This is a genomic window from Thermodesulfovibrio sp. TK110 (assembly GCF_054658355.1).
Window position 1 is genome coordinate 1 of record NZ_BAAHNB010000001.1, and the last position, 21,144, is coordinate 21,144.

General features: G+C 33.0%; 31 protein-coding genes and 2 tRNA genes. 20 read left to right on the forward strand and 13 right to left on the reverse strand.

Annotated features, from left to right (window positions below):
* Nucleotides 1–29: 29 nt before the first annotated feature.
* The 18 genes from ACYQ3X_RS00005 (at nt 30) to ACYQ3X_RS00090 (ending at nt 10,961) form a co-directional block, all read left to right on the forward strand.
* Nucleotides 30–173, forward strand: a complete 144-nt coding sequence (locus tag ACYQ3X_RS00005) for an HU family DNA-binding protein (RefSeq protein ID WP_460181673.1) — start codon at nt 30–32, stop codon at nt 171–173.
* 169 nt (nt 174–342) lie between these two features.
* On the forward strand, nt 343–696 hold the full coding sequence (locus ACYQ3X_RS00010; protein WP_460179793.1) for a single-stranded DNA-binding protein: 354 nt from the start codon (nt 343–345) through the stop codon (nt 694–696).
* A 79-nt stretch (nt 697–775) separates the two neighbouring features.
* On the forward strand, nt 776–979 hold the full coding sequence (locus ACYQ3X_RS00015) for a hypothetical protein (RefSeq protein ID WP_460179794.1): 204 nt from the start codon (nt 776–778) through the stop codon (nt 977–979).
* Nucleotides 976–1,452: a lytic transglycosylase domain-containing protein gene (locus ACYQ3X_RS00020; protein WP_460179795.1), complete on the forward strand. Its 477-nt coding sequence runs from the start codon at nt 976–978 to the stop codon at nt 1,450–1,452. The genes ACYQ3X_RS00015 and ACYQ3X_RS00020 overlap by 4 nt, the downstream gene beginning before the upstream one ends.
* 17 nt (nt 1,453–1,469) lie before the next feature.
* On the forward strand, nt 1,470–1,676 hold the full coding sequence (locus ACYQ3X_RS00025) for a hypothetical protein (RefSeq protein WP_460179796.1): 207 nt from the start codon (nt 1,470–1,472) through the stop codon (nt 1,674–1,676).
* Complete coding sequence (locus tag ACYQ3X_RS00030) at nt 1,663–2,025, forward strand: hypothetical protein (RefSeq protein WP_460179797.1); 363 nt, start codon at nt 1,663–1,665, stop codon at nt 2,023–2,025. Before ACYQ3X_RS00025 ends, ACYQ3X_RS00030 begins: the two co-directional genes overlap by 14 nt.
* A gap of 172 nt (nt 2,026–2,197) precedes the next feature.
* A complete protein-coding gene (locus ACYQ3X_RS00035) occupies nt 2,198–3,025 on the forward strand; it encodes a phosphoadenosine phosphosulfate reductase family protein (protein WP_460179798.1) in 828 nt (275 codons plus the stop codon).
* Nucleotides 2,982–3,425, forward strand: coding sequence for a hypothetical protein (locus tag ACYQ3X_RS00040; protein WP_460179799.1), 444 nt, complete (start codon nt 2,982–2,984; stop codon nt 3,423–3,425). Before ACYQ3X_RS00035 ends, ACYQ3X_RS00040 begins: the two co-directional genes overlap by 44 nt.
* Before the next feature lie 228 nt (nt 3,426–3,653).
* Nucleotides 3,654–4,562, forward strand: coding sequence for a ParM/StbA family protein (locus ACYQ3X_RS00045; protein ID WP_460179800.1), 909 nt, complete (start codon nt 3,654–3,656; stop codon nt 4,560–4,562).
* A complete protein-coding gene (locus ACYQ3X_RS00050; RefSeq protein WP_460179801.1) occupies nt 4,543–4,842 on the forward strand; it encodes a hypothetical protein in 300 nt (99 codons plus the stop codon). Before ACYQ3X_RS00045 ends, ACYQ3X_RS00050 begins: the two co-directional genes overlap by 20 nt.
* A 39-nt stretch (nt 4,843–4,881) precedes the next feature.
* The gene (locus ACYQ3X_RS00055) at nt 4,882–5,136 is read left to right on the forward strand and encodes a hypothetical protein (RefSeq protein WP_460179802.1); all 255 of its coding nucleotides are present in this window, start codon (nt 4,882–4,884) and stop codon (nt 5,134–5,136) included.
* Nucleotides 5,136–5,864: a hypothetical protein gene (locus ACYQ3X_RS00060; RefSeq protein WP_460179803.1), complete on the forward strand. Its 729-nt coding sequence runs from the start codon at nt 5,136–5,138 to the stop codon at nt 5,862–5,864. The genes ACYQ3X_RS00055 and ACYQ3X_RS00060 overlap by 1 nt, the downstream gene beginning before the upstream one ends.
* Before the next feature lie 25 nt (nt 5,865–5,889).
* Nucleotides 5,890–6,276 (forward strand): SGNH/GDSL hydrolase family protein, encoded by a 387-nt coding sequence (locus tag ACYQ3X_RS00065; RefSeq protein WP_460179804.1) that lies wholly within the window; start codon nt 5,890–5,892, stop codon nt 6,274–6,276.
* A gap of 227 nt (nt 6,277–6,503) precedes the next feature.
* Nucleotides 6,504–7,274, forward strand: coding sequence for a RecB family exonuclease (locus ACYQ3X_RS00070; RefSeq protein WP_460179805.1), 771 nt, complete (start codon nt 6,504–6,506; stop codon nt 7,272–7,274).
* 99 nt (nt 7,275–7,373) lie between these two features.
* A complete protein-coding gene (locus ACYQ3X_RS00075; protein ID WP_460179806.1) occupies nt 7,374–9,194 on the forward strand; it encodes an amidoligase family protein in 1,821 nt (606 codons plus the stop codon).
* Between the two features lie 50 nt (nt 9,195–9,244).
* The gene (locus ACYQ3X_RS00080; protein WP_460179807.1) at nt 9,245–10,381 is read left to right on the forward strand and encodes a class II glutamine amidotransferase; all 1,137 of its coding nucleotides are present in this window, start codon (nt 9,245–9,247) and stop codon (nt 10,379–10,381) included.
* Nucleotides 10,353–10,763: a GNAT family N-acetyltransferase gene (locus ACYQ3X_RS00085; RefSeq protein ID WP_460179808.1), complete on the forward strand. Its 411-nt coding sequence runs from the start codon at nt 10,353–10,355 to the stop codon at nt 10,761–10,763. Before ACYQ3X_RS00080 ends, ACYQ3X_RS00085 begins: the two co-directional genes overlap by 29 nt.
* Complete coding sequence (locus tag ACYQ3X_RS00090) at nt 10,764–10,961, forward strand: hypothetical protein (RefSeq protein WP_460179809.1); 198 nt, start codon at nt 10,764–10,766, stop codon at nt 10,959–10,961.
* A 44-nt stretch (nt 10,962–11,005) separates the two neighbouring features.
* Here the strand turns inward: ACYQ3X_RS00090 and ACYQ3X_RS00095 are convergent, their stop codons facing one another.
* Nucleotides 11,006–11,170, reverse strand: coding sequence for a hypothetical protein (locus ACYQ3X_RS00095; protein ID WP_460179810.1), 165 nt, complete (start codon nt 11,168–11,170; stop codon nt 11,006–11,008).
* Nucleotides 11,171–11,378: 208 nt separating this feature from the next.
* On the opposite strand from ACYQ3X_RS00095, the gene ACYQ3X_RS00100 reads away from it, so the two are divergent.
* Both ACYQ3X_RS00100 and ACYQ3X_RS00105 read left to right on the forward strand, forming a co-directional pair.
* Nucleotides 11,379–11,585: a hypothetical protein gene (locus ACYQ3X_RS00100; protein WP_460179811.1), complete on the forward strand. Its 207-nt coding sequence runs from the start codon at nt 11,379–11,381 to the stop codon at nt 11,583–11,585.
* Nucleotides 11,586–11,755: 170 nt separating this feature from the next.
* Nucleotides 11,756–12,253, forward strand: a complete 498-nt coding sequence (locus tag ACYQ3X_RS00105) for a hypothetical protein (protein WP_460179812.1) — start codon at nt 11,756–11,758, stop codon at nt 12,251–12,253.
* Nucleotides 12,254–12,302: 49 nt separating this feature from the next.
* Here the strand turns inward: ACYQ3X_RS00105 and ACYQ3X_RS00110 are convergent, their stop codons facing one another.
* The 12 genes from ACYQ3X_RS00110 to ACYQ3X_RS00165 all read right to left on the reverse strand — a co-directional run bounded on the left by ACYQ3X_RS00110 (nt 12,303) and on the right by ACYQ3X_RS00165 (nt 21,130).
* Nucleotides 12,303–12,833, reverse strand: coding sequence for an SMC-Scp complex subunit ScpB (locus ACYQ3X_RS00110; RefSeq protein ID WP_460179813.1), 531 nt, complete (start codon nt 12,831–12,833; stop codon nt 12,303–12,305).
* Entirely contained in the window at nt 12,796–13,428 is a 633-nt protein-coding gene (locus tag ACYQ3X_RS00115) for a hypothetical protein (RefSeq protein ID WP_460179814.1), read from the reverse strand. Before ACYQ3X_RS00115 ends, ACYQ3X_RS00110 begins: the two co-directional genes overlap by 38 nt.
* A 261-nt stretch (nt 13,429–13,689) precedes the next feature.
* On the reverse strand, nt 13,690–14,742 hold the full coding sequence (locus ACYQ3X_RS00120; protein WP_460179815.1) for a tyrosine-type recombinase/integrase: 1,053 nt from the start codon (nt 14,740–14,742) through the stop codon (nt 13,690–13,692).
* A gap of 95 nt (nt 14,743–14,837) precedes the next feature.
* Nucleotides 14,838–14,915, reverse strand: a tRNA-Asp gene (locus ACYQ3X_RS00125).
* A gap of 11 nt (nt 14,916–14,926) precedes the next feature.
* Nucleotides 14,927–14,999: transfer RNA gene (locus ACYQ3X_RS00130), tRNA-Val, on the reverse strand.
* 53 nt (nt 15,000–15,052) lie between these two features.
* Entirely contained in the window at nt 15,053–15,496 is a 444-nt protein-coding gene (gene nusB, locus ACYQ3X_RS00135) for a transcription antitermination factor NusB (RefSeq protein WP_460179816.1), read from the reverse strand.
* 18 nt (nt 15,497–15,514) lie between these two features.
* Complete coding sequence (gene ribH / locus ACYQ3X_RS00140) at nt 15,515–15,979, reverse strand: 6,7-dimethyl-8-ribityllumazine synthase (RefSeq protein WP_460179817.1); 465 nt, start codon at nt 15,977–15,979, stop codon at nt 15,515–15,517.
* 11 nt (nt 15,980–15,990) lie between these two features.
* Nucleotides 15,991–17,118: a rod shape-determining protein RodA gene (gene rodA, locus ACYQ3X_RS00145; RefSeq protein WP_460179818.1), complete on the reverse strand. Its 1,128-nt coding sequence runs from the start codon at nt 17,116–17,118 to the stop codon at nt 15,991–15,993.
* Nucleotides 17,105–18,856, reverse strand: a complete 1,752-nt coding sequence (gene mrdA / locus ACYQ3X_RS00150; RefSeq protein ID WP_460179819.1) for a penicillin-binding protein 2 — start codon at nt 18,854–18,856, stop codon at nt 17,105–17,107. The genes rodA and mrdA overlap by 14 nt, the downstream gene beginning before the upstream one ends.
* Entirely contained in the window at nt 18,853–19,338 is a 486-nt protein-coding gene (locus ACYQ3X_RS00155) for a hypothetical protein (RefSeq protein WP_460179820.1), read from the reverse strand. The genes mrdA and ACYQ3X_RS00155 overlap by 4 nt, the downstream gene beginning before the upstream one ends.
* Nucleotides 19,335–20,099 (reverse strand): rod shape-determining protein MreC, encoded by a 765-nt coding sequence (mreC, locus tag ACYQ3X_RS00160; protein WP_460179821.1) that lies wholly within the window; start codon nt 20,097–20,099, stop codon nt 19,335–19,337. The genes ACYQ3X_RS00155 and mreC overlap by 4 nt, the downstream gene beginning before the upstream one ends.
* The gene (locus ACYQ3X_RS00165; RefSeq protein ID WP_460179822.1) at nt 20,096–21,130 is read right to left on the reverse strand and encodes a rod shape-determining protein; all 1,035 of its coding nucleotides are present in this window, start codon (nt 21,128–21,130) and stop codon (nt 20,096–20,098) included. Before ACYQ3X_RS00165 ends, mreC begins: the two co-directional genes overlap by 4 nt.
* Between the last annotated feature and the right edge of the window lie 14 nt (nt 21,131–21,144).

Genomic DNA, 21,144 nt, shown 5'->3' on the forward strand with positions numbered 1-21,144 from the left:
TCAAAGAACTTGCAAAAAAGGATGACACTTTGAAACTGCCAGGATTTGGCACATTTAAGGTTGTAACAAGGAAAGCAAGAAATGCCAGAAACCCAAAAACAGGAGAGCTCGTAAAAGTGCCTCAGAAAAAATTACTACGATTTACACCTACTTTAGAGTTGCGCAATTTATAACACTTAAAAGAGGTAAGTGCAACCCTCCTTGGCAAGAGCTATCAAAAAAGCACAAAAAAGCACTTACCTCTTTTTTTTAAGCTTTACTACTGAGAAGTTTTCAACAAAGATATGAATGGTTACCTGCGATACTTATATAAGTAATAACAAAAAAGAAAGGAGAAATAAAATGTATAACAAGGCAATTCTACTTGGCAATCTTACAAAAAACCCTGAGACAAGACAAACTCAGTCTGGAACATTTGTTGTTGTTATGCCAATAGCCACTAATACAAAATACAAGCAAGGAGATGAAATCAAAGAAGAAACGCTTTTTATTGATGTTATTGTTTTTGGTAGTCAAGCTGAAACATGTGCACAGTATTTAAGTAAAGGCAAAACTGTATTGGTTGAAGGACGATTAAGGGAAAGAAAATGGGAATATGAAGGGCAAAAAAGAAGCAAATTTGAGATTATTGCAAACACTGTGAAGTTTGTGGGCGGCAATGGGAACCGAGAAGACAAAAAGGAAAAACATCTGTAAGCAATAATTCTTCTGCACAGAAACCGTCTTTTAATTATGATGATCTTGAATACGAACCATTTTAATGGAGGAGAAACTTATGTCTTTAAGGCTTTCTGAAAAAGAAAAGAAAAGGCGTGCTGCGATAGCAACAGAAAAGTTTGAAAAGGATGAGATTAAGAAAAAGAAATACAGTTGTATTTACTGTGGTACAAAAACTTACAATTCTAAAAAAATTTGCGCATTATGCGAAAAAGGCATAACAGCGATTTATAATGCTATCAAAAAAGAGGGCAGTAAATGATAAAGCTGTTTGTTTTATCTATTGCTATTGTTTTAGTTTTCATTGATTTGGCAAATACAGATGTTTCAGATTCAGATCACACAGACATTAACCAATGCTTTATAGATGCAGGCAATAGATATGGAGTGCATCCAAATCTTCTCTGGGCTATCGCAAAGGTAGAGTCAAGGTTCAATCCTTATGCTATTAATAAAAACGCTAACGGTTCTTATGATATAGGGATTATGCAGATTAATTCATCATGGATACCTGTATTAAAAGCATATGGCTTAACGGACCCAAGGCATCTTTGGAATCCTTGCTATAACATTCATGTAGGAGCTTGGGTTCTTAGCCAGTGCATTAAAAAATTTGGATATACATGGGACGCAGTGGGTTGTTACAATGCAAGTTCAAAAGTAAAGAGGGTTAGATACAGTCAAAAGGTGTGGAAGGAGTTGCAGCCTTATCAGTCTTATATCAAAAAAGAATAAAAAGAAAGGGGTGGATTATGTTTCAAAGTGAAGATTTTAAAAAATGTTTTCAGTGGGAAATAACAATTTTAAAAGAAGATGGGGGACAAGAAAGTTTTTTTGTTTGGGCGGACAACTGGCAGGATGCAATTGAAGAAGGAGTGCATATGCTTATACAACAAGAACAAGCAACAGGGTGCAAAATTGTTAATGTAAAAAGAAGATATAGAGATGAAATGGATTAACCATAAGGTAGCAACTTTTTCGGTTGTTTATTTTATAACACACGATGTGATTTCTTCCGTTTTTGCTATGGTAGGCAGTATTTTTCCTGATGCCATTGAGGGGCATAATTATGCAAGTGAAAGATGGAAGAGAAATCATAGAAGATTAAGCCACTGGTTTTTAGGATACTTTATTGTTGCCTCTATTTTATGGTTTATGGTGAAAGCAAAGACAGGTATTAGTATAGAGACTGTATCTTTTTCTCAGTTTCTTTCTGTTTTTAAGGTAATTAACTCTGAAACTCTGATTTATTTTATGTTTTATATTGGTTTTTTTCTTTTGTTTTGGCTGTATTTTACATATTCTTGAAGATTCGTTAAGCTCCAGTGTTCCATTGCTGCATCCGACAAAAAGAGTATTTGGGTTAGGATTAATTCCGACAGGATCATTAGTAGAGTATTTGATAAGTTTTGGTTTGGCAGCTTTCACATTTTTTTGTTGTTTTTAATAGTTTTGAGGTTACTTTTTAGTCATATTTTATATGACACTTTTTCTTACAGATAAAATTCAAGAAGCTATTGATTTTTTAAAAGCCAATGAACCTGCTGAGGGCTATACGGTAAAGTTTTCAGGTGGTAAAGACAGCATTGTTACATATGATTTGGTAAGAAAAGCAGAGGTAAAGCATCGGGTATATTACAATTTCACCACAATTGATCCACCAGAACTAACGAGGTTTATCTTGAAGTATTATCCAGAAGTAAAATGGTTGCGTCCGTTAAGAAGTTTCTTTGAGTATGTTAAAAGAGTAGGACCACCAACAAAACAAAAAAGATGGTGTTGTTCAAAGCTTAAACATAGAGTACTTAAAGGTTCAAAGCATATAGTTTTAGGAGTGCGTGCGGAAGAGTCATATAAGCGTGCAAGAAGAGAGAAAATAAATTTAAACACTGAAACAAAGACGATTGATTATTATCCGATTTTTTTCTGGACAGAGGCAGATATATGGGACTATATTGAAATGCATAAACTGCCATATCCATCTCTTTATGATGAAGGCTTTTCAAGGCTTGGCTGCGTAGTATGCCCATTTATTTGCAGAAAGGGGGTTTTAGAGTTACACAAAAAGAGATGGCATAAAATATATGTTTTATTTGAGAAAGCAGTAGCAGAGTATTATGAAAATAAAAAAGAGTGGTATATAGAGCATGGAGTGTATTCTGCAGAACAACTATTGGATGCCTGGTATAACAACAAAAAGTCAATAATTAAGAATAAAAAGAAAGATCTGGAGGTGATAATAATTGAGCTTGAAATTTATACAAATGGAAATACCAGACATTATAAAACATTTCAGAAGGTTTCGTGAGAAAGACATTAAGTTTTTCATAAAAAATAAAATAATAGAATTTCCATTAACTGAGGAAGATTTTATAAAGCTTTCTGCGATTCATAGCGTTTGGAGAAGAGAGTCTTTTATTAAACTACAACTTTCAGGGTATAAAAAAACTACAATTAAAAAAATAGTTGAACAATCAAGAGTAAATTGCAACAATAAGCTTTCCTCATGGCTTTACACAAGACTAAAGGAAGCAAAAGACGCTAACAAAAAAATACACGCAAAAACTTTAATTAGAGAAGCCATAAGAAGATTTAATTTAAATAACACATATTTTGTTAAAAAAAACATAGCCCTTGAAATTAAGAGGATAAGAATACAATTAAGAAAGCAATTTTCAAAATGTGACAAATCGGGTGCTTGTATATAGAAAATGTGACAAATCGGGTGCTTGTAATTAAACATTATTTAAAGGTAACCAATTTCATTTAGGTAAACAAGGTAATTTTTTTTACTTAGGTAAACAAGGTAGCCAATTTCATTTAGGTAAACAAGGTAACTTTTTTACTTAGGTTACTTGAGTTACTTGAGTTACTTTGGTGACATAAGTTACTTAAATAGTTTTATTTAAACTTTTAAAAAAAGGGGGGGTAGAAAAATGGAGAAAGAATCTAAAATTAAAAAAGCAAAGGTTTTAGGGATAGACATTGGTTTTGGTCATACTAAGGTTTATTCTGATGGGGTAAAGTATAAGATACCAACGCAGATTGCTTATGTGTCTGAAGATGCAAATATGGAAGTAGAAAAAGTAAATATAGCAGGCAGAGAGTATGTGTTAGGCAGAGATACGAAGTATTCTTCTTTTAGAATAGAGATTGCGACAGTTGAGGAACTGATAAGGTATGCACCTGCTTTTTTAAAGCATATTCTGGACAAGTTTGGTGGGTTTGACATTATTGTATCTGGTTTACCACCTAATTGTAAGTTTTATGCTTTAAAGTTTCAAGAAAGCCTTAAAAGCGTTGCAATGAGTTCTGAAGTAATTGTTTTACCTCAAGGACTTGGAATTCTATATGATGTAGTAAGCACAGAAAAAATAAGTGGAGATACTATGGTAATAGATGCTGGATATAATACTGTTGACTGTCTTGTGGCAGAGAGAGTTGATAATACATGGAAAAAGAAGATAGCTATAACGCTTGAAGGGTATGGAGTAATAAAAGCTGTTGAGTTTATGAGAGCAATTTTACCTGAAAGGTTTGCTATAGTGAAGAACTGGTCTGCAGCAAGATTACTTGAAGTTTTTGAAAAGGGATATATGCATTTTGAGACAGAAAAGATAGATTTAAAAAATTATAAAACTGAGGCAATTTTAAATTACTCTGAGATTTTATTTTCAAAGATAAAGCAGGAGTTAAAAGATTTTTATAAAGATGTTGAGTTTATTATTCTTGCTGGCGGTGGGGCATATTATTTAGAGAGTAAAGTTTTAGGAAGCAAAGTATATATACCCAACGAGCCAGAGTTTTCTCAAGCAAGAGGCTATTATGTTGCAGGGCAAAGATAGAAAAATAATAGTATCAATTAAAAATGAAGAAATTTACAGAGCATATTCTCTTCTTAAAGGAATTAATAGAATTGTTATAGAGACTTTATTTGGATTACTTCTTCAAAAAGTGTCTCCTGTGGAACTTCAACAGGTATATATAAAAAGTGGAGAAGATGCACTTGTAAGATTTATCAAAGAAAAACTTGAAGAGACAGAGAGGGTTAATGAAAGCTTTAAAGTTCAAAAACTTCAAAACAACAATGATATAAAAATAGATGCGTCTGGCTTTTGGGAATAATTTGGTTACTATGATATCTCTTATTATAAGAGGAGGAAAATGAATATTGTAGATTTTTTTGATGTATCAAAATATTTTGGTGGAAGCTATGTAAATTTTTTTAGTGTTCTATTTAACACTTTTTTAAATGGGTGGCTTGCAAGAGCGTTAGGATTTATTTGTCTTGGTTTTTCTTTGTGGTTCTGGATAAGAAGAGATCAACTTTTAGCAGGAATATGGTTTTATTTGTTTGCATTTCTTTTTGCTTATGGATGGATATTTGCCAGGCTTTTTGGTTTTTTTGGGGGTAAGTAATGAGCCATAAAGATTCACCAATATATGTGACAAATCAGGCAACAGAAAAAGTTACGAATCTTTTTGAAGCGATAAGCAACATTGAATATACTGCTGCAAGTGAATCGTCAGGTCAAACAATAGATTCTGAGTTTTTTACGACAAAGCAATGGGTAAAATTTGTTGAAGTAGGGATTAAAGCATCTTTAGTGTCTGGGTTATTTACTGCGCTAATGAGCCCTATTATGATGGGGGTTTTTGAGAAGATCATTCCTGTTTTTGGCAGTTATTCTACAAGCATTGTGGATGAAATATATATTTTTTTTCTATCTATAGGCTTTTCAATTGGTTATGCAATTTTTATTAGCAAAGTAGGGAAATTTTGGAGAAAAAAATATTCAATAACAAGAAGTAAAATTAAGAGTTTATTGTTTAGCTTAACAGTTGGGTCCTTCATAAAAGCGTTTCTTATTTTTTTGTTGTTTCATTATATTTATGTAAAGCTTACACCAGAAACAATTGACAAAATTGCATTTTTTTTTGATAAAGGGCAAATAATTAAAGCAATAGTGCATATTGATTCAAGCGATTCTGTAAGAACATTTTTAACTGAATTTAGAAAGGTGTTTATTCCTGCATCATATTTTGTTGTTTTTACGAGCTTTCTCTTTGTAGTTATTTCATGGAGAAGGGTAATAAAAAACATTCTTATTGAGTGGCTTTATGGCGAAGAAGAACTTGAAGACTAAAAAACAAGAAAGGGGGTAAAAAAACATGGCAGAAGACAGAACGCAAAGGATTGTGGAAAGAAAAGTAAGCCTTGCAAAAGAGGCAACTTCATGGGTAGTTCGTGCTACGACTGTTGACACAAAAGTTGCATTAAGAATTGCAAGGAATGCAGACAGGGGCATTAGAATTCTCAGGCAGGGCTTGTTATTTAGGTTTAATGCTGATGAAGTTTCGGAACTTCTACAAGAGTATTTTGAGGCAGTAAGAAGGCTAAATGACGCTGCGCAGAAAATTTGTGAAAAAGCAGGGATTCCTTATGTTCCACCGAGAGAGCTTATGCCAAAACAAGAGATGGATAAGGACACAAAAGTTGACAAAAAGATGGAACTTGCTTATGGTAGTGATGGCGATGAAGACGACATAAAAGTGTAAGACAAACTAAATGACACACAAGAGGGTAAATCCTCTTGTGTGTCAAAATTTAGCACTTGACAAACTTTTAGAAGTTTTATAACTTTAGAATATAATTTCTCACCAATAGGTGACTCTCTTTTGGAGAGGTATGGCAATCCTGCCATAAATACTACCACAAACACAAATAATCATTGTTAAATCCATTAATTTTAATTAAATCCAAAAATAAAAAAAGGGGGTGTTTTATGTATTTAACTGCAACTGCATTAAAAACCTATTTAAGTTGTCCTTACAAATTTTATTTATCGCACATTAAAAAGTTAAGGAGAAAAGTTCCGAAGGCAAGCATTGCTTTTGGAACAACAATTCATGCCAGCATTGAGAAATTTTTTATTGAAGGGATTTCACCTGAGACAACATTTAGAAACATATGGCAAGCTGAACAGGAAACAGAGTATGAGTACTCTAATGGAGACACACATACCATATTACTGAAGATGGGTGAAGAAATTCTTAAAAAATGGAAAAATCATCCTGATACTCCAAGAGAGTATATCTCTGTTGAAGAACAGAGGTATATTGAAATTGAGGGAAAGGTTCCTTTTTGGAGCACGATTGATTTTGTGGGAAAGGATATGTTACTTGACTGGAAAACTGCTAACGCAAGATATTCAGAACACAAGGTAAAGTTGGATTTGCAATTAACAGCTTATGCTTATGTTCTTGCAGAAACCGAGAAGACTCCAGAGCGTGTAGGTTTTGGAGTATTTATCAAAAAGAAAAGTCCTGAGATTCAGTATTTATTTGCAACAAGAACAGTTGAAGATTTAGAAAACTTTAAAAAAATTGTGTTAAAGGTTTGGAAAGACATTGAAGAAGAACATTTTTACAAAAATCCAGGAGTATCATGTGCGTGGTGTGATTATTTGCCTATTTGTATTGGTGAAGATGCAGATGTAGAAGAAAAGTTCATAGTAGTTTCTGATAGGTATTCTGATAAGCATATTGAAGAGTAAATTAATCTCGCCATTTAATCTTATCTCTTAAATTCAAACCAAAACCACTTCTTTTATCTTTTATTTAACTTAAAAAAAACAATTATAAGGAGGGATATTATGACAACATTAATTAGTGAGTTATTTGTTGATGATGTTTTTATTGATGGTGGAGTAATCACAGAAAACACATATGAATGTCCTAATGAATGTCCTAATGAATGTCCTAATTGTGGAATAGTAATCACAGAAAACACATATGAATGTCCTAATTGTGGAATAGTAATTAAAGTTGCGCCTAACAGAGGATACAATTCACAGAGGACAATTTTAACTGTGGTAGAGAGCCAAAATTATAATGGTAAATACACAATTTATGGTCTTTCTGATGGCTCTCTGGGTTGCAATTGTTTATCTTTCCTGTTTCAAAGAGGAGTTAAGTTAGACAGAGGAATCGTAACTTGCAAACATATTAGGTCTTACATCAATTCATCATCATTTAGGGAAGCAACATTAAAGACAAACTTTAAGAAAATAACGGAGTGGCAAAAGGTGCTGATGAAAAAACTTGGTATCACTCCTCATGAGCAACTTAGCAAGGAACAAGCATATTGGATTATTAATGATATTTTAAGCAAGATAGGTGTTAAATACAAAGATTTTGTTTCTCTTATTAAGGAAAACCCTAAGTATGAATTATTGCCTTTGTATTCATTCGGTGTAGAGCTGGAAGGGTTGGTTAAAAGTAGAACAGAGCTTAATGAAAAGCTTAAAGAGAAAGGGTTTAAGACCCTGCTTACAGGGTATAACCATGAAATGGGCAATGAGCTTTGGAAGCTTGGTGACGATGGCTCAGTAAGGAGGAATATGAGCAATGAAGAACAAAGAGAATATCAAAGCGTTGAGGTCACGAGCCCAAAACTGTTTGGTAATGAAGGATTTAATGCAATCAAAGAAGTATTATCTACGTGGAATAAGATAGGTGGTGCTGTTAATAGTTCGTGTGGCTTTCATGTTCATGTGGATGCGTGGAATTACACTCTTGATGATTTAAAAAGGCTGTTACTGGTGTGGACAAAAATTGAGCCAGTAGTTTTTTATTTTGTTGCTCCAAGTAGAAGAGAAAACCGATATTGCATTTCATTAAGAAAAAGTCAGCATTTTGTCGGGAAAGTGCTTGCAGGTTTTGCAGATTTGGGAATAAACAGAGATCAAAGATATTATGCTCTTAACCTGAGGGCATTTCAGGAGTACAAAACAGTTGAGTTTAGATTACATCATGGCACTCTGAACTCAACAAAAGTTATAAACTGGGTGATCTTTTGTTTAAAATTAATTCAAAAAGTAAAAGAAGGGTTGAAATATTCAGACTTTTCTGAAAACCCTACAGTAGAAGAAGTTCTTGATAAGTTAGGAATTACCAAAAATGCAATTCCACTGGTTGCTCAGGCAAGACAGTTCCTTTTAGAGAGATATAACCTTTTCTCAACAGATCAGGAATTTTCACTACCTCAGCTTGATGTTGATCTTATAAAGCGATACAGAAACGAGAAATTAGAGAGTATTTATTATAATCCTGAACTGGCTCTTAGCGAAAGAGATTCTGCATTACCTACAAATCATATCAACAATCTTGCATCAATTCTAAGAACCACAAATGGCATTCTGAGAAGAAAAATAATTGCATGGGAAAATATTGTTCAGGAGTCTGAAAATACTTATACTGTTACTGTTCCTTCTCCGAGAGAGTATATCTCTGTCTCTGTTGATGACTCATCTTGCTCTGAACAAAGGTATAAGTGTACGGTTAAAGATAATGGAGAGATTTGGTGCAACTGCAGAAGTTTTTTAAGAAATGGTCACAAATGTATTCATTCTATATCTCTTGCGAGAAAATTGATTATTACAAAAGAAGTTGAAAGAGAATTGTTTTCGTATTAACAAAAAGGCACACCATTTTGGTGTGCCTAATTCTTTAAAAGGAGGGTTTTATGTGTAGATTGTTTGGCTTTATAGGCAATGTTAATGAGGAAATTATAAGAATTTTAAGAGGGCTAATATTATCAGAAGAAGCCAGCAACCCTCATGGAACAGGGATTTTGGTTGCAGATAAAAGAGGATTTAAAATTCAAAAGAAAGGATTAAGAGGGTTGCATTACATTGCACAAGGTTTTGCAGATTTTTTGTGGAACGAAAAAGGGCATAAAATTATCATGGGGCATGTTAGATACAAAACTACAGGAGAGCAAAGTGACAGAAACGCTCATCCTTTTGGATCACAAGCTAACAATACATGGTATTGGCTGGCACATAATGGAGTTCTTGGTGGCAAAATGAAAGAAATTGCACAGCAGTTTGGAGCTAATAAACTCTCTGATGCCAAGGTTGATTCAGAGCTTTTTTTGAGAAGTATCACAGCTTTATTAAGGCAAGGAGTATCACTTGAAGATGCTATTGAGAAAGTAACTTATGAGGTCTCATCGGATGGAGATTTTGCCTTTACGCTTTTGTCTCCTGATGGTTTATATTTATGGAGAAATGATGCAAGACCGTTAAATTTAATTTTTTACCGAAATTCTATTTTTTATGCATCTACTTTGGAAATGTTCAAGAAAGCAAGTCATATTGCAGGTTTGAAGACAGAAAAGATTCAATATCATGAGGTTCAGGTTTTTAAATTATACAAAATTACTTTCAAAGGAAAAGAAAAGAAAGTTTGCTATGAAGTAGTTAGGGAGCTCAAAAGTAAACCAAAGAAGACAAAGAAGAAAATTTCTGGTTCGTATGCAGACTGGGTATGGGATGGAACATATTGGAGACAAATACCTAATAATAAACACAATAAACAATATTCAATCATATCAAATAATTCTAAGTACAGGCACTTGCTTGAGCTTAATGTTGAAGAACTTACAACAAGACAATTACAGTCTGTGATGGAGCGACTTACAGATTTATATTACAATGAAAGAACAATTCCTGAGGAAGACAGAATTGAGATTGAATCTAAGCTGGTTGAACTTGAGTACGAGCTAAGTTTCAGAGAAAGGTTCTTCGGCAGTGATAACAGTGATAATGAAGATAATGGGGGAGTAAAAAATGGAATTAGAGATGAAGAGCCTTTCTAAAAATGAAATGATACTTTTTTTAAAAGACAACAATTATAGTAGCACATTACCAAACAAGATTAAGTGTTTTGGTTTCTATAATAACAACAATCTTATCGGTGTTGCTGGGCTATACAAAATAGCCTGGCACACCACAGAAATAAGAAGTATCTGTGTGAAACACAATGAAAGAGGAAAGGGGGTAGGGAAGATAATAATCAGGATGTTACTAAACATTATAGATACTCCTCTTGTATCTGCAACAGTGGTTAAAGAAAATGTGGCAAGCTTAAAGGTTTTTGAATTCAATGGGTTTAACACGGTTTGCAAATTTGTAAACCGTGTTACAAAACACGAACTTTTTTTGTTAATAAGGACTATAAACTTAAATAAGGAGGAGTAAATGGGGTATATAGTAATAAAGTCAAAAAAAGACAAAAAAATAACTATTAACAACAAATTTAGTTATTTCTTTCTAATCAGTGACAGTATATACAAAAAATTACCTGTAGAACAGCTTTTTGATGTTATTGAAAAAAATGGAACAGAAACCGATATTGAGGAGATAAAAAAACTGAGTTTTGGTTTTTCAAGGAATTAAAGAATCTAAAAGCCAGAAAAACAATATTGTTTTTCTGGCTTTTTTTATTGAAATGTTACTTCTTTGTTGTCATCTGTTAGCACTTTTGCATTTTTTATGATTTCTTTAGCCACATCTTCTGAGGCACCAGCCATCTGCAGAGCTCTTATTATATCTTTCTGCATTCTTATTAATTTTTCTTGTTCTTCTTTTGTAAGTTCTTTTACCATTGTTATCACTCCTTCCTTTTTTATAAAGATAATATAAAAATAACTTAGTGAACTTCATATTGTCAAGATGACTATCAAAATTTAGCACTTGACAAACTTTTAGAAGTTTTATAACTTTAGAATATAATTTCTCACCAATAGGTGACTCTCTTTTGGAGAGGTATGGCAATCCTGCCAAAGCCAAAAAATCTTTTTAAAGGAGGTTTATATGAAGATTTTTATTTCATATCAAGAGATGTTACAAAAAAACATTAACGTGTTTGATTTCATTAAGGTTGTAGAAATGATTGGATATGATGTTAGAGTTGCAAACAATGGATTAGTGGTAGCTACCACAGTAAAGAAATTTCAAAATAAGGAAATTGTCTTTTGGGAAATGAAGAATGATATTGAAACATTGATGAATTATTTTTGATTGTTTAATAGTTAATAGGACAACCTCACTTGTGAGGTTGTCCTATATCTTTTTTCCTACCTTTTTCTATCCATTCATTTCATTCCTTTAATTTTATTCAATATTCAATATTCAAATTTCAAATAATAGCACCTTTGGTGCATAAAATAATAATTTAAAGGAGGTTTTTTATGTTTTACACATTTTATTCAAAAAACTCAGGAATGGAAATTACAACTGCGGTACAGGGAGGTGAAGGAAAAATCTTTCTAAGGTTTTTTACTTTTGGAAATGGAAATGGAAATGAACAAGGAATTTTTATGGTTGATGTAAAGGAAGCATTTAATATTATGTTGATTTGTAACACAATGGTTAAGGGAAATCTTAATCAACACAAGTTGATTCACAAAACAGACAAAAATGGACAGGAAAGAATTGCTACTTTAATATTTGAAAAGTGGCAAAGAAATGAAAAAACAGGTTTTGCGATAGTCTTTAAAAGAGAAGAGAATGGATCAGAGAAAAAAATTAATGTTCCTTTTAACAAGGCAGATTTTTTATATTTCGCAGAGTTAATGAGACACATTAGTGTTGCTTTGCCATATTCACTTGAAAAACCAAGAAGACAAACACAACATCCACCTGCACCTGTAGAGAAAAGCGAAGATATTGATTACATAGTAGAATAAGGAAATAAAAAAAGCCTGAAGCAGTGATGGGTTTAAACCTGTCACTACTTCAGGCTTTTTTTATTTCAAAAAGCACGCTTACCATTTCATCATAACTTTTAAACCCAGCCATGTGAATGCATTGCTCTGTAATTGAATAAAGCGCTGGAGCTCCAGGAATACTAAGACTGCAAAGCTTTTTTACCAAACCAGCATTTATTAGGTTCTCAAGAACTTTTTCGCTGTCTATGCCACCTCTTGCACTGTCTATTTCCTGTTTTGTGCAAGGCTGTTTTGCACAAATTATTGCAAGCACTTCAAATGCTTGTGCGCTAAGTTGTTTTTTCTTTCTATATTCATCAGGAATGTTTTTTGCATAATCAGGCTTAATAATTAGCATAGCAGAGTTTTCTGTTATAGATATATCAAGACATGTAGGGTTTAAATACTCTTTAATTTCCTGGATATGAATAAGTAATTCTTCTTTTGTAATAGAAATTTTATTTGCAATTTCATTTAAATATAATTCTTTATCTGCTGATGCAATTATTGCAAGAATAAGATTACTCAGATGAGACAACATATTTTTTTCTTTTTTCATTGCTAAAGTTTCTTACAATAATTTCTGTTATTTTGTTTTCTATTGCTTGCTCTGTTATTTCTGTGTTTTCTATGATTAACTCATCAATTGCTTTCTTTTCATAAAGCTTCCTTTCATGTTGACTCATAGATGACTTTATTGCGTTTACTATCGCATGACCTTCTTGTGTAAGTTCATACTTTTTAGATACATCATTTCTATGTAAAGTTGACTTTACTACTTTCTGCGGGACACGCTGTACATTTGAAATTGGTGTTAAATTTTCAGGTATTTTAATGTTTAAAGCATATTCATTGGCAATTCTTGAATAATACGCTCCTACAATCTTTATATATCCATCTGCAAGCATCTCTTTTAACGCAGTTTTAATAGTCGTAAGAGAACACCCAGAAAGAAAAGCAAAATCAGAATAGCTTATTCTTGCAGATGCCTTGCCTTCAAGCACTGTCTTTGAAAAAATAATATCATACAAAACACACTTTACAGTATCTTTTAGTTGTGGATAGATATAATCAGTTTTGTAAACTGAAAGCGCAATTATTTCTTTTATATCAACCATCTTAATATCTAAGAAACACACAGTAACCACTTCCACCTTTCTCCTCTGATGTCTATTAATTTTAACTATACACACATGACTACTCATAAATACTTGTTTAAGGATATTTTTTAATATAATGAACATTATATTAAAGAGTTAAAGATAATATTTGTTAAAAATAAAATTTTTTCTCCTCTATGGTAAAACATGTAGAACCTATACATATTTTTTCATTACTTAGATTGCTTAGAATGGCTTTTAAGGCGTTTTTAGGTAAAGATAAATAGTAAAATATACCCTGATGAATTTAAGTGGCTAAAAAAGGCTTTTACAAAAACCACTTGTTTTTAGTAAATCACTTACTTTTTCTACTGCTTTTTTAAGATGTTCTTGCAATGCATGCAAATATCTTGCAGTTGTTTTTATTTGACTGTGACCCATAACTTCTTTAACTTCCATAATGCTTGCACCTGCAAGAAGTGCAGTTGTTGCAAAAGTATGTCTTATCATGTTTGGAGATACCCTTTTTTGTATGCCTGCTTTTTTTGCTGCAGCACGAAGAGATTTTTTTATTGAAATAACAGGCTTATCTGTGTTAGAAAAAACCCATTGTGATTTTCTATTTTTATAAAGCTCTTTCAAAATGTTTATAGCATCTTCACAAAGAGGAATAATTCGCTCTTCACTTGTTTTTGGTTTCCAACCAGCCTTGCCTTGCACTTTTACTGTTTTGGTATAAAAATCAACATCGTTCCATGCGAGATAAGCAAGCTCAGCAGGGCGCATCCCAGTAAGAACACCAAATAAAACTCTTTTTTTTGTTAAAGCACAAGTTATATTGTCTATCAACGCCTTAACTTCAGATGGAGTTAAAAAGGCATGTTGTTTTTTTGGCTCTTTAAGCATTGGATATTTTTTTATAGAAGACCGAACAATAATTCCTTTATCAACTGCAAAATTGATAATCTTTCTTACAATAGATATGTGAATATTTACAGTTCTGTTGCTTAATCCTTGATTTTTTTTTAAACCTTGATATTCAATTAAATCTTCCGTTGTTATGTCATTTATATATTTGTTTTGAAAAAAGGGAAGTATATGTTTATTTATACTAATTCTTTCAAGTTCGTTAGTTTTTTTTGCCTTAACTTTACTGCAATAATCCAGATACATCTCAGTCACAACCTCAAATGGTACAGGTTCATCTTTAATTTCACTTGCATGAAGTTTTTTTAGTCTCCATTTGGTTTTTAATTCTTCCTCTATACGCTTTGCTTCCGATTTTGTATCTGCAGCCTTTCTATGTATCCTTACTCCACCAATCCTTATGTCAATATACCATGATTTTCCTCTCTTATAAACTGCCATGCTTATTTACACCCTAACTTATTTTTTTGCCCACATTTTTACCACATTTTGTTTTAAAATGTCAACCTGAAAAGTGTCTGGAGAGTTGATATTATTGGCGGGGTGGACGGGACTTGAACCCGCGGCCTCTTGCGTGACAGGCAAGCGTTCTAACCGGGCTGAACTACCACCCCAATTACCCACATGGGCGGAACAGGTATCGAACCTGTGACCTCAGCCTTGTAAGGGCTGCGCTCTCCCATCTGAGCTATCCGCCCACTCTCTTTAAACTACTATAATTTTTAAGAATTTGTCAAGAAAACAGAGAAACCTATTCAGAACGAGAGAGTTCTTCTTTTGCCACTCTATCAAGAATTCCATTAATAAAAGAAGTGCTTTCTTTTGTTGAGTATTTTTTTGCAATCTCTACTGCTTCATTTATTGTGACCTGATAGGGGATATCCTGACGAAACAATATTTCATAAATTGAAAATCTCAAAATATTTTTATCAATTGGAATAATTCTTTCTAAATTCCATTTTTCAGTATATTTTTGAATTGTTTTATCAATAACATCAATATGTTCAATAGTTCCTTCTATTAACTGATTTGCAAAGGTTTTTATACTATTATCCTGCTCTTCATTATTTCTTTCCCAAAACTTTTCAATTTCTTCCTGTAATAGATTGTAATCACACATTTTCTTTGTATTTTCATTCATTTCACAGGCATAAAGAAATTGTAAAACATACTCCCTTGCTTTTCTTCTCTTCATTTTTGTCTGTTTTTAAAGCTATTTCAACTGTTCCATAACTTTTGCCATCTCAATGGCTACCATGGCTGCATCCCAGCCTTTATTCCCTGATTTTGAACCAGCTCTTTCTATTGCCTGTTCAATGGTATCTGCTGTAATTATTCCAAATGAAACTGGAATACCAGTTTCTAATCCAACAAGGGCAATTCCCTTTGAGACTTCAGCTGCAATGTAATCAAAATGAGGGGTTGCGCCTCTAATTAAACTGCCAAGGCAGATGATTGCATTGAATTTGCCTGATTGAGCTAATTTTTTTGTAATTATAGGAATTTCAAAAGAACCAGGCACTCTCACAATCTCAATGTCTGTCTCGCATGCTCCGTGCCTTATCAAAGCATCAATAGCACCTTCAAGAAGTCGTGAAGTAATAAATTCATTGAATCTGCTTACAACAATTCCAAATTTTAGCCCATGAGCATCAAGTTTTCCTTCAATAATTTTCATGACTAAACCTCCTATGGATAAAATAATTCAAATCTTCTCATTCTAACATTTATTACTAAAGCAATTCCTATAAAATTAGCAACCAGAGTTGTTCCACCATAACTCATAAATGGTAAAGGAATTCCTACTACTGGCATAATTCCAAGAGTCATGCCAACATTTATAAAAAAGTATAAGACAAAAATTGAAGTAAAACCTATTGAGAGAAGTTTCCCAAAGTTATCTTTGGCAATTATAGAGGTTTTCCAGCATCTGATAAAAACAGTAAAATAAAGTGCTAAAACTATAAAGCAACCTATAAATCCCCATTCTTCTGCAAAAATGGGGAAGATAAAGTCAGTATGTCTTTCTGGAAGAAATTTTAAAGGACCCTGTGTGCCTTCAAGAAATCCTTTGCCAAATAGTCCGCCAGAGCCTACTGTAATTACTGATTGCATGATATTGTAACCAATTCCTTTCGGATCTATACTCGGATCAATAAAAGCAATTAGTCTATTTTTTTGATATTCCTTCAGTCCTTCCCACAAAATTTCCCATAAAAAGAATATTGAAATAATAAATAAAGAAAGAAGTAGTATTAACAATCTTATAGGAAGCCCTTTATAAATAATCATTATAAATGTGATTGCAAAAAGCATCACAGCTGTTCCAAGGTCAGGCTGCTTAATAATAAGCAAAAACGGTATCATTCCAAAAATAAGTAATGTCTTCAGTGTATCCTTTACTGATAGAGGAGATTGTTTGTCTTCCAGAAAGGCTGAAATGCTTATAATAAAGATTATTTTAAATATTTCTGAAGGTTGAAATGAAAAAAAGCCAAGACTTATCCATCTTTTTGCACCCATTGCTGTTTTACCAGTAAAAAGAACAATAATAAGAAGTAAAATTCCAATTATGTAAAAGATTAGCCAGAAATTTTTTAGCTTTATATAGTCAAAGGTTACAAAGGCAATCAAAGTTAATATGGCTATTGCAAGCCATATTAATTGTTTTACATAAAAAGGAGGTTGTTCTCCTTCATCAAGAGGTGGCCTTGTAGCACTATAAATTGTTAGTATTCCAAGGATACATATGAAAACAACTACAGCAAAAGTAATCCAGTCAAAATAGCTAATCAGTCTTCTATCAATTTTTAACATTCAGTTGCCTCTTTTTAAGTATGTATCCTTCAAGTATATTTCTTGCCACAGGTGCTGCCACTGCTCCTCCGCTTCCTCCATGTTCAACAATTACAGAAAAAGCCATTTCAGGATTATCTACGGGAGCAAATCCAACAAACCATGCATGATGTTCAACATTTTTATATGATACCTTCTCTTTCAACTTTTTGCTAATTACCTGAACTGTTCCTGTTTTACCACCAAACTTTATAATATAAGAACGAGCGCCTGAAGCTGTGCCTGCTGGTTCATTTACTACTCCTGATAATGCCTCTTTAATTATCTCAAGATTTTTAGGATCAAGATTCAGATTTTCTTTTTTTGGCTCATCACCTCTCATTATATAGGGAGTAACTTTGATCCCTCCATTTGCTATTATAGCCATAACTCTTGCCATCTGTAAGGGGGTGACTTTTAGAAATCCCTGCCCAATAGCAGTGTTAAAGGTATCACCTAAAAACCAGGAAGCTTTCTTTACATTTTTTTTCCATTCATCATCAGGAACTAACCCTGATTTTTCATCTGAACTAAATCCTGTAGCAGTACCCAAGCCCAACAAAGTAGCATATTTATGTATTTTTTTTATCCCAAGAATTCTACCAACTTCATAAAAATAAACATCACAGGACTCAACAAGAGCTCTTCTAAGATTAACAGGTCCATGTCCTTCTTTTTTCCAGCAACCAAATGTCCATTGTCCAAGACTTATACCGCCAGTGCAGTTTACGAGTATTTTATCCGGGGTTATGACTCCTTCCTCAAGACCAGCCAGTGCAGTAATTATCTTAAATGTTGAGCCAGGTGCATACAATCCCTGAATTGCTCTATTAAGTAAAGGATTCTTCTGATTATTTATTAATTCATTCCAGTATTGTTCTGTAACACCTTCCACAAATTTATTGGGATCAAAGGATGGAGAGCTCAGTAATGCTAATATTTCTCCAGTATCAGGTTTTATCGCAACAAAAGCCCCTGTTAGAGTTTCAAAAGATTTGTAAGCTGCATCCTGCAGTAGAGCGTCAATTGTTAAATAAATATCTTCTCCTTTTACAGGCGGTGATTCCTTTATAAGCCTTAGTTCTCTACCAAGAGCATCCACTTCTACAATTTTTTCTCCAGGGATGCCCATCAGTCTTTCATCAAATAATTTTTCCAGTCCTGTCTGCCCAACCAGAAAATAAGATGGCAGAGTTTTATATTGGGGATTATTTTTTATTTGTTGGTCTGTAATTTTACCAAGATATCCTATTAAATGAGCTGTGGCAGGGCCAAATGGATAGTGTCTTTTTATCTCTGTTTCTATTATCAGTCCGGGTATTTCTGAACGTCTTGTTTCAAGCATAGCAATTTCTTTGAATGTGAGGTCATCTTTTATTTTTATGGGTATATAAATGCTTTCAGTTTTTGTTTTAAGCTTACTTTGTAGTTCATCCGGAGGAATGTTTAAAATTTTAGATAATAAGTTTACATCCACTTTATCTGCATATTCAGGAGAAATTAAAGCAGCAAAAGAAGGGATATTTTCAACCAGAGGAATGCCGTTTCTATCATAAATAATTCCTCGTGGAGCAGGAATTTTTATTATTCTGATTCTATTTTGTTCAGCAAGTTTTTTATATTTCTCTGTGTTAAGTATCTGAAGTTGCCAGAGTCTCAACAGAATTATAATGAATACTAAGAAAATTATAACAGCAAATATGTAATCCTTTTTTTTCATGGTTTTCTCCAGCTTAAAATCAAGCCAAGGGGAATATTAATAAGCCCTCTTATAAAAAAAATTTTAAAAAGTTGTGGATTCAAATTGAAATTAAAAAAATATACCACAATCAAACTGTAAATAATCTCGTCCATTATGGTGAAAATAAAGATAACCAAGGCTTTAAAAATTTCTGTCCAGTGAAAAAACAGTTGCCTAACCAGGATTATTAAAATAACACCAGTAATTGTTTTGGATATGATTGCAGGACCAATTATTCCCTGAAACATGTCCTCTATTACTCCAACAGTTACAAAAAATAAAACAGGTAAAATTTCTGAAGGTGCAATTTTTTTTTGTTCTATCTCAGGGAAAAAGTAATGTATAACAAAAAGATAAATCAGTAAAAATGAGAAATTAAAACTTATGCTGTCAATTGTAAAAGTTTGTTCAATAAAAAAAGTGAAAAATACGAATATGCCCCATTTAATTAAATCTTTCATATCAAGCTTTTAATTATCGCGACTTCTTCAATTTTTGAATCTGACTGATATGGAATAACTTCAATATGTTGAAAGAATCCTTTTTTTCTCTCTACTTTCTTTACAACTCCCACTTTAATTCCTTCAGGAAAAATGCCATCTGTTCCAGATGTAATTAATCTGTCTCCAACCATGATATCTTCTTCTAAGGGTATATATTTGAGAATACAAAGGTTTGTCCCTGTACCGCTTACTATACCTTCTGAGCGAGTTCTTTCAACTCTGACAGCAACAGAAAAGTCAGGGTCCGTTAATAAAAGTATTTCTGCGAAGTTTGAAGATGTAAAGATGACTTTTCCTGCTAATCCATTAAGTGTTATTGCTGGCATACCTGCTTTTATACCCTGAGCACTTCCTTTATCTATCCATAGAGTCTTAAGAAATCTATTAGAACCAGCACGAATTACCTTTGCTATGGTTACAACTTCTTTCTTTTTTTCTTTTAAGTTTAAAAGTTCCTTTAATCTTTTGTTTTCCTCTATAAGTTCATAGGAAGATTTCTGTTCTAAAATCATTTGATATAGCTGCTCTTTTAATTTTCTGTTTTCTTCTTTGAAATAGAAAACTTCGGAAAATAAGTTTTTTAAATATTGTAAAGGTAATACTAAAGGAGAAAGATCAAATTTATTAAAGCGTATCAATCCCTTGGATTGGTAGCTTATAAGAAAAAAAGAGACCAAACATATACCGGTTACAATTAAAACAGTGATTTTTTTTATCATAAATTAACATTAAGAGAAACTCTTCTGAGAAGGTCAAGCTTATCAAGCATTGCACCACATCCTTTAACAACTGCTCTCAGAGGATCATCAGGAATTATTACAGGCACTCCAGTATGTTCTTTTATAAGAATATCTAACCCTCTCAATAAAGCTCCTCCACCTGCCAGAACTATTCCTTTATCTGCTATATCAGAAGCAAGTTCAGGAGGTGTATTTTCCAGGGTAACTTTTATTGTATCAAGAATAATTGTGACTGGTTCTTGTAAAGCTTCTCTTATTTCTTCTTCAGTGACGGTTATTGCTTTTGGAATTCCTGTTATTAAGTCTCTTCCTTTGATCTCCATTGATTTGTCAGAATTCATAGGATAAGCACTGCCAATGTTTATTTTTATTAGCTCAGCAGTTCTTTCTCCTATCATCAGGTTATATTTTCTTTTAATGTAAGCAATTATTGCTTCATCCATTTTATCACCACCAACTTTTACTGCCTTTGAACATACAATTCCATCAAGAGAAATCACAGCAACATCTGTAGTCCCTCCACCAATGTCAACTATCATATTACCAGAAGGTTCTCCAACAGGAAGCCCAACTCCTATTGCAGCAGCCATAGGTTCTTCTATGAGATAAACTTCTCTGGCACCTGAAGCAATTGCAGCATCTTTAACAGCTCTCTGTTCAACCTGAGTTATTCCTGAAGGCACTCCAATAATAATTCTTGGAGAGATAAAACATTTTCTATTATGAGCTTTTGTAATGAAATACTTAAGCATCTCTCCTGTTGCATCAAAATCTGCTATAACACCATCTTTAAGAGGTTTTATTGCGATGATATTGGCTGGAGTTTTACCCATCATTTCTTTTGCCTCTGTGCCAACAGCAATAACTTTTTTATTGTCTCTTCTCACTACCACAACTGATGGTTCGTCACATACAATGCCCTTACCTTTTACATAAACCAGAGTATTTGCTGTTCCAAGGTCAATTGCCAGATCATTAGAAAATTTTCCCACTAATTTTTGAAGAAGCATTTGTCCTCCCTGCA

Excerpts from the sequence above, each read along its gene's own strand:
- ACYQ3X_RS00010 (WP_460179793.1), top strand. The coding sequence starts at position 343 with ATGTATAACAAGGCAATTCTACTTGGCAATCTTACAAAAAACCCTGAG.
- ACYQ3X_RS00015 (WP_460179794.1), top strand. The coding sequence starts at position 776 with ATGTCTTTAAGGCTTTCTGAAAAAGAAAAGAAAAGGCGTGCTGCGATA.
- ACYQ3X_RS00020 (WP_460179795.1), top strand. The coding sequence starts at position 976 with ATGATAAAGCTGTTTGTTTTATCTATTGCTATTGTTTTAGTTTTCATT.
- ACYQ3X_RS00025 (WP_460179796.1), top strand. The coding sequence starts at position 1,470 with ATGTTTCAAAGTGAAGATTTTAAAAAATGTTTTCAGTGGGAAATAACA.
- ACYQ3X_RS00030 (WP_460179797.1), top strand. The coding sequence starts at position 1,663 with ATGAAATGGATTAACCATAAGGTAGCAACTTTTTCGGTTGTTTATTTT.
- ACYQ3X_RS00035 (WP_460179798.1), top strand. The coding sequence starts at position 2,198 with ATGACACTTTTTCTTACAGATAAAATTCAAGAAGCTATTGATTTTTTA.
- ACYQ3X_RS00040 (WP_460179799.1), top strand. The coding sequence starts at position 2,982 with ATGGAAATACCAGACATTATAAAACATTTCAGAAGGTTTCGTGAGAAA.
- ACYQ3X_RS00045 (WP_460179800.1), top strand. The coding sequence starts at position 3,654 with ATGGAGAAAGAATCTAAAATTAAAAAAGCAAAGGTTTTAGGGATAGAC.
- ACYQ3X_RS00050 (WP_460179801.1), top strand. The coding sequence starts at position 4,543 with ATGTTGCAGGGCAAAGATAGAAAAATAATAGTATCAATTAAAAATGAA.
- ACYQ3X_RS00055 (WP_460179802.1), top strand. The coding sequence starts at position 4,882 with ATGAATATTGTAGATTTTTTTGATGTATCAAAATATTTTGGTGGAAGC.
- ACYQ3X_RS00060 (WP_460179803.1), top strand. The coding sequence starts at position 5,136 with ATGAGCCATAAAGATTCACCAATATATGTGACAAATCAGGCAACAGAA.
- ACYQ3X_RS00065 (WP_460179804.1), top strand. The coding sequence starts at position 5,890 with ATGGCAGAAGACAGAACGCAAAGGATTGTGGAAAGAAAAGTAAGCCTT.
- ACYQ3X_RS00070 (WP_460179805.1), top strand. The coding sequence starts at position 6,504 with ATGTATTTAACTGCAACTGCATTAAAAACCTATTTAAGTTGTCCTTAC.
- ACYQ3X_RS00075 (WP_460179806.1), top strand. The coding sequence starts at position 7,374 with ATGACAACATTAATTAGTGAGTTATTTGTTGATGATGTTTTTATTGAT.
- ACYQ3X_RS00080 (WP_460179807.1), top strand. The coding sequence starts at position 9,245 with ATGTGTAGATTGTTTGGCTTTATAGGCAATGTTAATGAGGAAATTATA.
- ACYQ3X_RS00085 (WP_460179808.1), top strand. The coding sequence starts at position 10,353 with ATGGAATTAGAGATGAAGAGCCTTTCTAAAAATGAAATGATACTTTTT.
- ACYQ3X_RS00090 (WP_460179809.1), top strand. The coding sequence starts at position 10,764 with ATGGGGTATATAGTAATAAAGTCAAAAAAAGACAAAAAAATAACTATT.
- ACYQ3X_RS00095 (WP_460179810.1), bottom strand. The coding sequence starts at position 11,170 with ATGGTAAAAGAACTTACAAAAGAAGAACAAGAAAAATTAATAAGAATG.
- ACYQ3X_RS00100 (WP_460179811.1), top strand. The coding sequence starts at position 11,379 with ATGAAGATTTTTATTTCATATCAAGAGATGTTACAAAAAAACATTAAC.
- ACYQ3X_RS00105 (WP_460179812.1), top strand. The coding sequence starts at position 11,756 with ATGTTTTACACATTTTATTCAAAAAACTCAGGAATGGAAATTACAACT.
- ACYQ3X_RS00110 (WP_460179813.1), bottom strand. The coding sequence starts at position 12,833 with ATGAAAAAAGAAAAAAATATGTTGTCTCATCTGAGTAATCTTATTCTT.
- ACYQ3X_RS00120 (WP_460179815.1), bottom strand. The coding sequence starts at position 14,742 with ATGGCAGTTTATAAGAGAGGAAAATCATGGTATATTGACATAAGGATT.
- nusB (WP_460179816.1), bottom strand. The coding sequence starts at position 15,496 with ATGAAGAGAAGAAAAGCAAGGGAGTATGTTTTACAATTTCTTTATGCC.
- ribH (WP_460179817.1), bottom strand. The coding sequence starts at position 15,979 with ATGAAAATTATTGAAGGAAAACTTGATGCTCATGGGCTAAAATTTGGA.
- rodA (WP_460179818.1), bottom strand. The coding sequence starts at position 17,118 with ATGTTAAAAATTGATAGAAGACTGATTAGCTATTTTGACTGGATTACT.
- mrdA (WP_460179819.1), bottom strand. The coding sequence starts at position 18,856 with ATGAAAAAAAAGGATTACATATTTGCTGTTATAATTTTCTTAGTATTC.
- ACYQ3X_RS00155 (WP_460179820.1), bottom strand. The coding sequence starts at position 19,338 with ATGAAAGATTTAATTAAATGGGGCATATTCGTATTTTTCACTTTTTTT.
- mreC (WP_460179821.1), bottom strand. The coding sequence starts at position 20,099 with ATGATAAAAAAAATCACTGTTTTAATTGTAACCGGTATATGTTTGGTC.
- ACYQ3X_RS00165 (WP_460179822.1), bottom strand. The coding sequence starts at position 21,130 with ATGCTTCTTCAAAAATTAGTGGGAAAATTTTCTAATGATCTGGCAATT.